Origin of the sequence: Roseovarius sp. SCSIO 43702, from assembly GCF_019599045.1 — a bacterium.
GTDB lineage: Bacteria > Pseudomonadota > Alphaproteobacteria > Rhodobacterales > Rhodobacteraceae > Roseovarius.
This window is the reverse complement of sequence record NZ_CP080623.1, coordinates 2313979-2326538: the sequence shown is the minus strand read 5'-3', so window position 1 is coordinate 2326538 and position 12560 is coordinate 2313979. Positions and strand designations below refer to the sequence as shown.

Here is a 12560-nt window from a genome sequence, read left to right as displayed (position 1 = left end):
ATGAAGTGAACTCGCCAATCACAACAGAATTACTCGTTATGAACAAGATTTCCTTGCTGATACGATCGAGCGACACCTGCCAACCGATCAGAGGGATCGCCGCCATGCCGAAGGACAAGACCATTTCCGCAGATACGCCGCTCCGCGCCCGCAAGGAGGAAGGTGGCACCGCGCCGCTGGCCGACTGGGGCATCGACAGCGAATACGGTCTTCTTCGCGATGTGCTTCTGGGCCCGGTGGAGACCTTCGGACACATGGACAACGTGGCCTTCAGCTCAATCTATCGCGAAACGGCGCAGACGGGGCGCGCGTGGGATCACCAGGCCGCCGTCCGGCAGTATCGCGAGATGTGCGACGCCTACGAGGAGGCGGGCGTTCGGATCCATACGCTGCCGGCGGACGAGCATCTGCGCTACGGCGTCTATGCGCGCGACTCGAGCTTCATGACGCCCTGGGGCGCGGTCATCACGCAGATGGCGAACCCACGGCGGCGCGGCGAGTATTCGGCGGCGCTCCGCTTCTATCTCGGCGCTGGCATCCCGGTCTACGACATGGTGAGCGCCGGGAATTTCGAAGGTGGAGATTTCCACATCATCGAGCCGGGCGCGGTGCTGATCGGCTATACCGGCCTGCGCTGCGAGGAAGTCTCGGCCCGCCAGATCGGCGCCTGGGTCGAGCGCGAGGGGTGGGAGGTGCATTACGCCTACATCGATCCCTACTACGTCCATATCGACCTGATGGTCTGCATGATCGCACCGAAATGTGCTGCAGTCTGCCTTGAGACGACGCCTGATCATGTGACGGACTGGCTGCGCTCCAAGGGGGTCGAGATCATCCCCGTGGGATTCCGCGACACGATGGCGCTTGGCTGCAACGTGATGTCGCTCGGCAATGACCGGGTGCTGGCTCCGGCGGCGAGCACGGACCTGATCGCGAAGCTTCGGACCAACGGGTTCAGGGTCTACGACCCCGAGATGGACATGTTCACGATGATGGGCGGCGGCATTCACTGCATGGCGCAATCGCTGCGCCGTGACGCGGGGTAGGACCCCGACGGACGACAACCAAGAAGAAACAGGGAGAACGAACATGAAAGATGAGAAGATCAACGAGCTGCGCGCGCGCTTCATGGCGGGCGGGATGAGCCGTCGGAGCTTCATGCGGTCGCTCTTGGCGACGGGCATGGCGGCGGCGACCGCGACGGGCATCGCGGACCGCGCCCATGCGGCCGCACCCAAGCGCGGCGGCACGTTTCGCCTGGGCAAGGGGCACGGTCAGACGACCGACACGATGAACCCCGGCACCGCCGAGAACGGCTACATGGTGAACCTTCTGCAGACCTTCCACGGCTACATGACCGAGGTGGGCCGCGACGGGAGCCTCGAGCCGGGGCTCGCCGAAGGCTGGGAAGCCTCGGACGACGGCGCGACGTGGGTTTTCGATCTGCGGGAGGGTGCGACCTTTCACAATGGCAAGGACGTGTTGCCCGAGGACGTGATTGCCTCGATCAACCATCACCGGGGTGAGGATTCAACCTCGGCGGCGAAGCCGCTGCTGGCCGCGCTCACCGACATCCGCGCCGATGGCGACCGCCGGGTGGTCTTCGAGCTTGAAAGCGGGAACGCTGATTTCCCCTTCACGCTCAGCGACTATCACATTCCCATCGGCATGTCCGAGGATGGCGCGGTGGACTGGACCACCGGGATCGGGGCCGGGGCCTACAAGCTCGACAATTTCGAACCAGGCGTGCGCGCCGACCTGTCGCGCAACGAGAACCACTGGGATCTCGGGAATCGCGCCTTCTTCGACTCGGCCGAGCTTCTTTCGGTCACCGACACCAACGCGCGCACGACGGGGCTTCAGACGGGCGATTTCGATGCCATCGACAGGCTCGACCTCAAGACCGTGGAGCGGATCAGGCAGGCGCAGGGCGTCAATGTCCACTCGGTGCCGGGCACGCAGCATTACACGTTCGAGATGATGGTCACGAAGGATCCCTTCACGGATCGCGACCTGCGGCTTGCGCTGAAATACGCGATCAACCGGCAGGAACTCGTGGACAAGATCCTCTTCGGCTACGGCGTCGTGGGCAATGACCACCCGATCGGGCAGGGTCAGCGGTTCTTCAACAAGGAGATGCCGCAGCGCGAATACGATCCCGACAAGGCGCGGCATCATCTGAAGAAAGCCGGTTATGACAGCGTGGACATCGAGCTTCTCGCCTCGGACGCGGCGTTCGCCGGGGCGGTGGATGCCGCCACGCTCTACCAGAACTCCGCGAAGGGCACCGGCCTCAACATCCTGCCCGTCAGGGTGCCCAACGATGGCTACTGGACCGATACATGGAACGTGAAGCCATTCGTCGCCGTCTACTGGAGCGGGCGGCCGGTCGAGGACCTGATGTTCGCCACCGCCTACAAGAGCGGTGTTCCGTGGAACGGGACCCGGTGGTCGAACGAACGGTTCGACGAATTGCTCGTCAAGGCGCGGGCCGAGCTCGACACCGAGAAGCGGCGTGAAATGTATTACGAGATGCAGGAGATCCTGAGCGACGATGGCGGTCTCATCGCGCCGATGTTTGCCTCCTATGTCTTCGGGACGCGCGACCGGGTGGGTCTGCCCGAAAGCTTCGCGTCGAACTGGGACATGGACGGTGAGCGCTGCATCGAGCGGTGGTGGTTCACCTAGGTCGCACATCTGCCGGGTGAATCGGGGCGCGGGCCTTCGCGGGCCGCGCTCCTTTTTGCGTGCCCGGAACGATTGGCGCGGTGTTTCCGTTGGCGATGTGAGTGTCACGTCCCACAGGAGCCGCCCATGACCGACCCATCCCGCCCAGTCACGTTCCGAGGCCGTGAGACATGAGCGCGGCGCGTCTGAGAACCCATTCGATCGTGATTGTCGGGGGCGGCGCCGGGGGGCTCGAGCTTGCCACGGCATTGGCGCGGGGGCAGGGGCGGGACGTCCTGCTGGTGGATCGTCACGCCTGCCATGTCTGGAAGCCGCGTCTGCACGAGGTGGCCGCGGGACACGGACCGGGCCAGGTCGACGAGATTTCCTACGCCACGCTCGCCGAACAATGGGGGTTCGCCTTCCGCCAGGGTGAGCTCCTCGACGTGCTGCCCGACGCCCGGATGGTCCGCCTCGCGCCCGTCTGCGACGAGGATGGCCACGAGATCGCGCCGGCGGAATCGATCGGGTTCCAGGCGCTCGTGCTGGCAGTGGGTGGCGTGACGCCCGATCTCGGGGTCGAGGGCGTGGCCGAGCACGCGTTCCGGCTCGATGATCTTGTCGATGCGGGGCGGATTTTCAAGACGCTTTCGCGCGGGCTGCTGGCGCGCGTGGCGCGTGGTGATAGTGCGGCTTTCGACGTGGTGATCGCCGGGTCGGGAGCGACGGGGGTGGAGCTTGCCTCGCACCTGGTCGAGGGGCATCAATGCAACACCGTCGCGCCGCGCCGGGATCTGCCCGAAGTGCGCGTGACCATGCTCGAGGCGATGGACGGTATCATGCCGGGAATGGCCGATGACGTGCGCGCGAACATCCGTCAGCGGCTGGAAGGGCAGGGGGTGCGGATCGTGACGGCCGCGCAGGTGAGCCGGGTGACGCCCGGAGCGGTAGAGACCGAGGACGGCGCGACGCACGCCTCGGACCTCACGGTGTGGACCACCGGCACGGTGGGACCGGAGATCGCGAGCCGGATCGGGGCGCTGCCCACGAATGACAAACGGCAATGGCTCGTCCGTCGGAGCCTTCAGAGCAAGGCGTCCGAGGCGGTGTTCGCCCTGGGCGATTGCGCGGTGATCGAGGAGAGCCCCGCACCGCCGACTGCGCAGGCCGCGAGCGAACAGGCTGCCCACCTGTCGCGCACGATCCCGGCCTGGCTGGGCGGTGCGGCGCCGGAGCCGTTCGAGTATCGCAACAGGGGCACGGTTTTGTCTTTGGCCGAAGGGGGGAGCGTGGCGAAGTTCAAGACGGGGTTCAGTGATGACCTGATGATCAACGGGCGGCTGGCACGCGCGGCCTACAGGGGGCTTTACCGGCAGCACCAGTTCCGCATCCTGGGGCCGGTCAAGGGAACGGAGCACATGATCGCGGACGTGTTCGAAAAGGCCGTTTCGCCCCGCCTGAAGGTTTTCGGCTGAGCGATCTGTCCGACAAGTGTGCGCCACGGCTTCAGGCGATGAACCTCTCAGGGTTGATTTCATGCGAGCTTGGCAGGATGATCGTTTGGACCGCTGCTGACGGTCCGGTTTGGCTTGGACAGCCTTGCATCCATCGCGCGATCCTTGGCCGGGTCGGAAACAATCACCGAAGCGGAGATCCCATGATGAAGAATTCGATGACACGGATGCTGGTCGGCGTGCTGTCAGTGATCGCTGGCATCCTGGCGGTGCTCAACCCGCTCTCGGCCTCGATCGCCGCCACGACCCTTGCCGGCTGGGCGCTTCTGATCGTCGGGCTGTTGCAGGGCTATTCCGCGTGGCAGTCGACCGGGGTCAAGGTCAGGATCGGCACCGGCCTCGGGGCGGCGGCTGCGCTCGTCATGGGGCTGCTGCTGCTTTTCGGATCCTTTGCGGAAGGATCGTTGCTGCGCAATCTGCTGGGGCTCCTGCTGTTGTTCTCGGGGGCGGCAAAGCTCTGGTTCGCGAGGCCGCTGCGCCACGATCCGCTGTTTCCGGTCGTCATCGGGGCCGGAGTGGTCTCGCTGCTTCTGGGCGCCGTGGTCTTCACGGGCATCCCGGCCTTCCTCGCGGCCAACCTGGGGCGGGTGCTGGGGATCGAACTGATCGCCAACGGGGCGGCGCTGGTTGTCATGTCGATGGCGCAGCGCGGCAGCGCCACCACCCGCTGAGCCTTCGCGCCGCCGCCGGAACGCTTATTCCCCCGCGGGGGGAGTATCGCGACCGCCCAGTGTCGCGCCGATCCATGCCGGCGGATCCGAGGCGGGGAACGACTCGAGCGATGCGAGGATCACGGGGTCGACCTCGTCCGGGATGGTGTCGTCCTTCCGCGCCGCGGGGGCGGGGACGGGAGCATTCTCGAGGCGAATATCGCGCGCGAAGATCGGTTCAGGCCGCCTGCGCGTCGCGGTCTCCGTGCGGTCGCGGACGATGTAGTCCCAATCGTTCCGCTCGGCATAGTCGATTGCGCTTTGACAATCGGGAAAGCTGAGGCGGATCGGTCGGTAGGGGTCACGCGTCGCTGTCCAACCCATGAGAGGCTCCACCGACGCGGGCGCGGCTGGCTCGAACTCCAGTATCCAGTGGCGGGGGCGCGGCCCCGATTGCATCGGATCGCGCGCGGGCCGGTAGATGATCGCGACCGGCACGTCAGCCGCGCGCAGATCGGTGCCCGGAATTCTGGGCCGGAACGGGGGCCGGTTATGTCCACGTCTGTCGAACATCGAAACCTCCTTTCGTCAGCTTGCCTCGGGCTGCCCGGCGTCCGGTTCGTCACCGTTCGCGCGCCGGAGTTTCAGCCCGAGAAGGATCATCGTCACGCCGAAAATCGCGGCGTAGAGGGCCAGGAGCCAGCCAAGGGCAAGCAGGCCGGTGGCCGGGCTGGTGAAGAGGAACCACAGGACCAGCGCACCCAGCACGACGGACAACAGGCCGCCAAGCCCGAGCCAGACCTCGTCGTCGATCTCCTTGCGGAGCCGGATCGCGGTGGCGATCTCGAGGGCGCCGGAGAAGATCGACCAGAAGGCGATGCTGGCCCACAGGAACACCGCGAGCACGAAGCTCGCGAGGAACGGCATGACCAGCACCACGATGCCGGTCAGGATGCCCAGCACGCCGCTGACCGATAGCCAGCCCCAGCGTTCGCCCTCGCGCATCTGCCGCACCGCCGCGATCAGCCCGAACACGCCATCGGCAAAGGCGAAGGCGCCGAAGACGAGCGTCAGGGCAAGCACGGATTCGGCCGGCAGGAACCAGGCCAGTCCGGCGATGATGAGGGCCAGAATGCCCCTGAGGACGAAGGCCCACCAGTTCTTGCTGAGCGAGCAGAAGCCCGCCACCTTGTTCGTAACATCGGTCATTTTCCGTTCCTCTCTCACTCTTCCTCATCTTTCGCCTCGGCGTCGTCCGGCGCATCCGATCCGGCCTCGTCCGCGCCGCTCTCGTCCTCGTCGCGCTTCGGCTCTTGGGATGTATCGTCGGCCTCTGTCGGAGCTTCCGTCTCGAGCTTCTCGAAGGTGATCTTCTGATCGTCCGCCGACCAAGCGACGCGCACGCGGTCGCCATCCTCGACCGAACCGCCCAGCATGGCGCGGGCCAGCTCGGTTTCCAGTTCCGACCGGATCAGGCGCCGCAATTCGCGAGCGCCGTATTCGGGCTGGAAGCCCACGGCGGCGAAATGATCGGTGACGGAGTCTTCGAACTCCAGTTCCACGCCCTGCGTCAGCGCGGTGCGCGCCACACGGTCCAGTTGCAGGCCCACGATCCGCCGGATTTCCGAGCGGTTGAGCGAATGGAACACGATGATCTCGTCGATCCGGTTGATGAACTCGGGCCGGAAATGACCGCGCAACACCTCCATCAGTTCACCGCGCTGCTTGGCCTCGTCGAACTCCTTGGTCCCGCGCTTCTTGAGGTTGCGCTGGATGATGTCCGACCCGAGGTTCGAGGTGGCGATGATGATCGTGTTGGTGAAATCCACCACGCGCCCCTTGCCGTCGGTCAGGCGGCCATCGTCGAAGACCTGCAAGAGGATGTTGTAGACATCCGCATGCGCCTTCTCGATCTCGTCCAGCAGCACCACCGAATAGGGTCGGCGCCGCACCCGTTCGGTCAGTTGCCCGCCCTCGTCATAGCCGACATAGCCCGGCGGCGCGCCCACCAGCCGCGCGACGGCGTGGCGTTCGCCGTATTCCGACATGTCGATGCGGATCATCGCGTCCTCGTCGCCATACACGGTTTCAGCCAGCGCCTTGGCCAGTTCCGTCTTGCCGACCCCGGTGGGGCCGAGGAACAGGAAGGTCGCCGTGGGGGCAGAGCCTTCGCGCAGGCCCGCGCGGGCCAGCCGCACCGCGTCGGCCACCGAGTTGATCGCCTCGTCCTGGCCGATGACGCGCTCGTGCAGCTCGTCCTCGAGCTTGAGCAGCTTCTCGCGTTCCTCGGTGGTCAGATCGGTCACGGGGATGCCGGTCAGCTTCGAGACAATCTGCGCGATGTGATCGGTGCGGACCTCGGCGCTGGCCGAGGCACGGTCGCGCTTCCAGGTCTCGAGCAGCGCGTCGAGCTGGCCCTGCTTCTCCTCGAGCTCCTGCTTCAACTCGCCGGCGCGATCGAATTGCTTGCGCGCGGCGGCGTAATCCTGCTCGCGCTGGATCTGCTTCACCTCGGCTTCCAGTTCCTGCACGTCGACGGGCCGCGCGGTGGCGGAAATCTTGACCCGCGCGGCGGCCTGATCGATCAGGTCGATGGCCTTGTCAGGCATGAAGCGGCCCGTGACGTAGCGGTCGCTGAGTTCCGCCGCGGCCACGATGGCCTCGTCGGTGATCGTGACCTTGTGGTGCGATTCGAGCGTGTCGCGCAGGCCGCGCAGGATCATGATAGTCTGCGCCACGCTCGGTTCCTCGACATAGACCGGCTGGAACCGCCGTTCGAGAGCGGCATCCTTCTCGATATGCTTCTGGTATTCGTTGAGCGTGGTCGCGCCGATCAGGTTCAGCTCGCCCCGCGCCAGAGCCGGCTTGAAGGTGTTGGCCACATCGAGCCCGCCTTCGCCGCCGCCCTGGCCCGCGCCCATGATGGTGTGCAACTCGTCGATGAAGAGAACGAGGTCGTCCTTGTTGGCCTCGATCTCCTTCAACACCTTCTGGATGCGCTCCTCGAACTCGCCGCGATACTTGGAGCCGGCGACCATGGAGTTGATGTTCAGCTCCACCAGCCGCTTGTCGCGCAAGGCTTCCGGCACCTCGCCCGCGACGATGCGCTGCGCCAGCCCCTCGATGATCGCGGTCTTGCCGACGCCCGGCTCGCCGATCAGCACCGGGTTGTTCTTCTTGCGCCGGGCCAGCACCTCGATCGTGGTCTCGATCTCGCGCGCCCGGCCGATCACCGGATCGAGCTTGCCGTCGCGTGCGAGCTTGGTCAGATCGCGCGAGAATTCGTCGAGATCCGGCGTGTTCGAAGGGCTTTCCACGCGGCCTTCCTCGGCGCCGTGGCCGACGACGCGGGTCACCTGCTGGCGCAGCGCTTGCGGCGTCAAGCCCAGCTTGCGCAGGATGTCGGCGGCCAGGCCCTCACCTTCCTCGGCGAGGCCGATCAGCAGGTGTTCGGGGCCCACGTAGGAATGACCCAGCTCGTTCGAGGCGACGAAGGCGCGGTTGAGCGCGTCCTTCAGACGCGGGCTGACACCGATCTCGCCCTCGCCCGACGCCTCGCCGCGCGGTGCTTCTTTGTCGATCTGGCGGCGCAGGTCGTCCACGTCGATCTTGACCTGCTCCAGCAGCGTCTTGACCACGTCGCTGTGACAAAGCGCGAACAGCAGATGTTCGGTATCCACCTCGGCGCGGCCCAACTCGCCCGCCTTCTGCGCGGCCTCCTGCAGGAGCTTGTTGCCCTGTTCGCTTAGGCGGTCGGCGATGCTGGTGCCGCCACGCCCGCGGCGGCTACCGCTGGTGACGGGAATGCGGGTGGTCTCGCCCGCGTCGCCGCCCGGGCGGCGGCCCATGCCACCAAGGGGGCTGTCGCCGAAGAACTCGTCAAAGAGCGACCCGCCGCCGAAAAGCGATTCCAGCGGGGAGCTTGCCCGCCGCTGCTGACGCGCCAGCTTGCGGTAGTCCTCGTCGCAAAGCTCCATGACCTGGCGCTCTCCATTGACCGAGACCTGCGCCCGGAAGGTCGCCGGGCGGCGCTTGCAGATGTCACAGATACCGTTTGCCATGATTTGGGTCCTCCTTGACGCGATGTCGGGCTTTCGGGGAATTGACAAATGAATGGCGGGTTTGGTTCCCCGCCGTGGGAAAGGATGCGGGCCGGGAGACGCCCGCACCAGGGTCAGCCGGATTTCACGTCGATGCGCTTGACGCGGGCCTTGGCCTCTTCTGTCTTGGGCAGCGTCACGGTCAGCACGCCGCGCTTGAACTCGGCCTCGGCCTTGTCCGCATCGACGCCGGGCGGCACCGGGATCATCCGGTGGAAGCTGCGCCGCGATTGCGACGTGAAGCCGTCCTTGTCGGATTTCTCCTCGCGCTCGCCGCGGATGGTCAGCATGTCGTCGGTGACGTTGACTTCGATGTCCTTCTCGTCGAGGCCGGGCAGATCGACCGCGACCTGCATCGCATCGTCGGTCTCCGAGATGTCGGTGCGCGGGCCGGTGCTCATGCTGCCGAAGGGGCTGTCGAAGCGGCCCCAGAAATCCTCGAACACGCGGTTGAGGTCGCGTTGAAGCGAGACCATCGGGTTGTCGTCGTCACGGCGCCGGTCGGAGACCTGGTTCCGGTCCCGGCCCCAGGGGATGAGATCACTGAATGCCATTGCTCTTTTCCTCCTTTGCTGTGGTCGGTCGGGGCCGCGTCACGCGGCCTTGACCTTGATCTGCTTGGGTTTGGCGGCTTCGCTTTTCTTGAGGGTCAGCGTCAGCACGCCGTTCTTGTGATTGGCCTCGATGCCATCCGCGTCGATGGTGTCGGGCAGGCTGAACGCCCGCTCGAACGTACCGGGACCGTATTCGGCATAGATGCGCCGATATCCTTCGGGTGCGGGCGCGTCGATCGTGCCGCGCACGGTCAGCGAGCGGTTCTCGACCGAAACATCGACGCTGCCCGGATCGACGCCCGGCATGTCGATAGCAAGCGTCACCACGTCATCCTTCTCGAAGATGTCGGTGGCCGGACGGAAGGTCGGGCCGGTCTGATCGTTCTGCCGGTCATCGGTGCGGGCGACGTCGCCGCTGGTTTTCTTCACTTCGTTTGCCATTGTCTTTCCTCCTTTCTCGGCATGCTGTCAGCTTGCCTTGACCTTGATCTTGCGCGGCCGTTCCGCGTCGGGGCGGCCCATCTCGACTTCGAGCACGCCGTTCTTCACGCGCGCCTCGACCTTGTCGGGATCGACGCGCAGCGGCAGGCGCACGGAGCGCGAGAATTCGCCCCAAGGACGTTCACGACGATGCCACGCGGCATCCTCGTCCTCGGTCGCGGCGCTGCGTTTGCCAGCGATGATCAGGGTGTTTTCGCGCACGGTCAGGTCGATATCGTCCTTCGCGAGGCCCGGCATCTCGGCGGTGACGACCACGCTGTCGTCGCCCATCCAGAGGTTGACCGGTGGCCAGGAGCCGTCGTTCTGACGCTGCCTGCGCTCACCGCCTTCGAAAAGGCGGTTCATCTGGGACTGGAGTTGCCGTAGCTCGGCAAAGGGATCCCAGTGTTGTCCGGAAAGTCCGTAGTTGAGCATCATCTTCCTCCTCTCGTTGGTCAGCATGTGAGTGCCCGCGCAACGGCGCGGACGGGTGCGGGACTGACGCTGAGGGAGGGGATCGTTGGCGATCCGTCACGAAGACGCGCGGCGACCACGTGTTTCGAGGCGCAAGGCCAGCATCGGCACCTTGCGGTCGATGACGGGACCGAAACGCTGCATCTGCACGCCCACGGTTCTTGCCACCATCTCCGGGACCCTGAAGCGGCATCCCGCAATACTGAGGTGGGAAGACCTCACGATCTTGTCAAGAGGTCGGTGAGCGATAATATGCAAGGGTATCGTGAGGCGCGGCGTGGGCGTTATGGACAAGAAAACTCAGATAAATTTCTGGTATATCCTGCTCGCGATCCTGGGCGTGGTCCTGCTGCGCGATGCATGGGTTCAGACCCAGACCATCGCGGCGATTCCCTACAGCCAGTTCGAGACATATCTGGACGAGGGCGTGATCGAGGAGGTGGTGATCGGCAGCGACCGGATCAACGGCACCTTCGCGGAACCGCAGGATGGCAAGACCGGCTTCGTGACCACGACCGTGCCCGCCGACATGATCGAACGGCTGGAGGCGGCCGACATCACCTATACCGGCGCGGTCGAGAATACCTGGCTTACGACGCTTCTGTCCTGGGTGCTGCCGGCGCTCGTCTTCGTGGGAATCTGGATCTTCTTCATCCGCAAGTTTGCCGAGAAACAGGGCATGGGCGGCTTCATGTCGATCGGCAAGAGCAAGGCGAAGATCTACGTGGAGAGCGACACCAGGGTGAGCTTCGAGGACGTGGCCGGGGTGGACGAGGCCAAGCAGGAACTCGAGGAGATCGTGGAGTTCCTGAAGGACCCTGAGGGGTATGGCGGGCTTGGCGCGCGGATGCCGAAAGGCGTGCTGCTGGTCGGTCCGCCGGGCACCGGCAAGACGCTGCTGGCGCGCGCCGTGGCAGGGGAGGCGGGGGTGCCCTTCTATTCCATCTCCGGCTCGGAATTCGTGGAAATGTTCGTGGGCGTCGGCGCCGCGCGGGTGCGCGACCTCTTCGAGCAGGCCCGCAAGGCGGCCCCGGCGATCATCTTCGTGGACGAGCTCGATGCCTTGGGCCGGTCGCGCAGCGCGGGCCAGCATCCGGGCGGGCATGACGAGCGCGAGCAGACGCTGAACCAGCTCCTGACCGAACTGGACGGCTTTGACCCGACCGAGGGCGTGGTGCTGCTGGCGGCCACCAACCGGCCCGAGATCCTCGATCCGGCGCTCTTGCGGGCGGGTCGCTTCGATAGGCAGGTGCTGGTCGACCGGCCGGACCGCGCCGGGCGGGTCCAGATCCTCAAGGTCCACATGAAGAAGATCAAGGTGGCCGATAGTGTCGAGCCCGACCAGATCGCCGCGCTGACCACCGGGTTCTCGGGAGCCGATCTGGCAAACCTCGTCAACGAGGCGGCGCTGATGGCGACGCGGCGGGGCGCGGACAGCGTCGAGATGCAGGATTTCACGCAAGCGGTGGAGCGCATCGTCGCCGGGCTGGAAAAGAAGAACCGCCGCCTGAACCCCCGTGAACGCGAGATCGTGGCGCATCACGAGATGGGCCATGCCATCGTCGGAATGGCGCTGCCGGGGGTGGACGAGGTGCACAAGGTCTCGATCATTCCGCGCGGCATCGGCGCACTCGGCTACACGATCCAGCGCCCGACCGAGGACCGCTACCTGATGACGCGCGAGGAGCTGGAGAACAAGATCGCGGTGCTGCTGGGCGGGCGCGCGGCCGAGAAGATCGTCTATGATCATCTCTCCACCGGGGCGTCCGACGATCTGGCGCGTGCCACCGATATCGCGCGCTCCATGGTGGCGCGCTACGGCATGGACGCGGACCTGGGGCATGTGAGTTATGATAGCGACCGACCGAATTTCCTGGGGCAGTCGGAGCAGGGATCCTGGCTCAACCGGCGCTACAGCGAGGCCACGGCGGAACGGATGGACGAGGCGGTGAAGGAGGTCATCGAGACAGTGTTCGACCGCACCCTCACGCTGCTGGAGGATAACCGCGACCTTCTGGAACGCAGCGCCGCCGAGTTGCTGGAACGCGAAACACTGGAGGATGCCGACCTGAAGCGCATCGCCGGCGAGGTTCGGCGCCCGGCCGAGGCCGCGTGACGTCC

Annotated in this window: 11 protein-coding genes; 5 read left to right on the top strand and 6 right to left on the bottom strand. The window is 65.6% G+C overall.

Annotation, left to right across the window (positions count from 1 at the left end; genetic code table 11):
* Positions 1-104: 104 nt before the first annotated feature.
* From K1T73_RS11450 to K1T73_RS11435, 4 genes are all read left to right on the top strand, one after another.
* Positions 105-1046 carry a dimethylarginine dimethylaminohydrolase family protein gene (locus K1T73_RS11450; protein WP_220600831.1) on the top strand — a complete coding sequence of 314 codons (942 nt, stop codon included), beginning with the start codon at positions 105-107 and terminating at the stop codon, positions 1044-1046.
* Between the two features lie 43 nt (positions 1047-1089).
* A complete protein-coding gene (locus K1T73_RS11445) occupies positions 1090-2688 on the top strand; it encodes an ABC transporter substrate-binding protein (RefSeq protein WP_259400228.1) in 1599 nt (532 codons plus the stop codon).
* A gap of 170 nt (positions 2689-2858) precedes the next feature.
* Complete coding sequence (locus tag K1T73_RS11440) at positions 2859-4142, top strand: NAD(P)/FAD-dependent oxidoreductase (protein WP_220600830.1); 1284 nt, start codon at positions 2859-2861, stop codon at positions 4140-4142.
* Between the two features lie 182 nt (positions 4143-4324).
* Complete coding sequence (locus tag K1T73_RS11435) at positions 4325-4852, top strand: HdeD family acid-resistance protein (protein ID WP_220600829.1); 528 nt, start codon at positions 4325-4327, stop codon at positions 4850-4852.
* A 24-nt stretch (positions 4853-4876) separates the two neighbouring features.
* On the opposite strand, the gene K1T73_RS11430 is transcribed toward K1T73_RS11435, so the two are convergent.
* From K1T73_RS11430 to K1T73_RS11405, 6 genes are all read right to left on the bottom strand, one after another.
* Positions 4877-5404, bottom strand: a complete 528-nt coding sequence (locus K1T73_RS11430) for an NADH dehydrogenase ubiquinone Fe-S protein 4 (protein WP_220600828.1) — start codon at positions 5402-5404, stop codon at positions 4877-4879.
* Positions 5405-5419: 15 nt separating this feature from the next.
* Complete coding sequence (locus K1T73_RS11425) at positions 5420-6040, bottom strand: HdeD family acid-resistance protein (RefSeq protein WP_220600827.1); 621 nt, start codon at positions 6038-6040, stop codon at positions 5420-5422.
* 14 nt (positions 6041-6054) lie between these two features.
* Positions 6055-8892, bottom strand: coding sequence for an ATP-dependent Clp protease ATP-binding subunit (locus tag K1T73_RS11420; RefSeq protein ID WP_220600826.1), 2838 nt, complete (start codon positions 8890-8892; stop codon positions 6055-6057).
* Positions 8893-9005: 113 nt separating this feature from the next.
* Positions 9006-9485, bottom strand: coding sequence for an Hsp20/alpha crystallin family protein (locus K1T73_RS11415; RefSeq protein ID WP_220600825.1), 480 nt, complete (start codon positions 9483-9485; stop codon positions 9006-9008).
* 39 nt (positions 9486-9524) lie between these two features.
* Positions 9525-9926 carry an Hsp20/alpha crystallin family protein gene (locus K1T73_RS11410; RefSeq protein WP_220600824.1) on the bottom strand — a complete coding sequence of 134 codons (402 nt, stop codon included), beginning with the start codon at positions 9924-9926 and terminating at the stop codon, positions 9525-9527.
* A gap of 27 nt (positions 9927-9953) precedes the next feature.
* The gene (locus K1T73_RS11405) at positions 9954-10400 is read right to left on the bottom strand and encodes an Hsp20/alpha crystallin family protein (protein WP_220600823.1); all 447 of its coding nucleotides are present in this window, start codon (positions 10398-10400) and stop codon (positions 9954-9956) included.
* Positions 10401-10725: 325 nt separating this feature from the next.
* Between K1T73_RS11405 and ftsH the strand changes: the two genes are divergently transcribed.
* Positions 10726-12555 (top strand): ATP-dependent zinc metalloprotease FtsH, encoded by a 1830-nt coding sequence (gene ftsH, locus K1T73_RS11400; RefSeq protein WP_220600822.1) that lies wholly within the window; start codon positions 10726-10728, stop codon positions 12553-12555.
* The last annotated feature ends 5 nt before the right edge of the window (positions 12556-12560 follow it).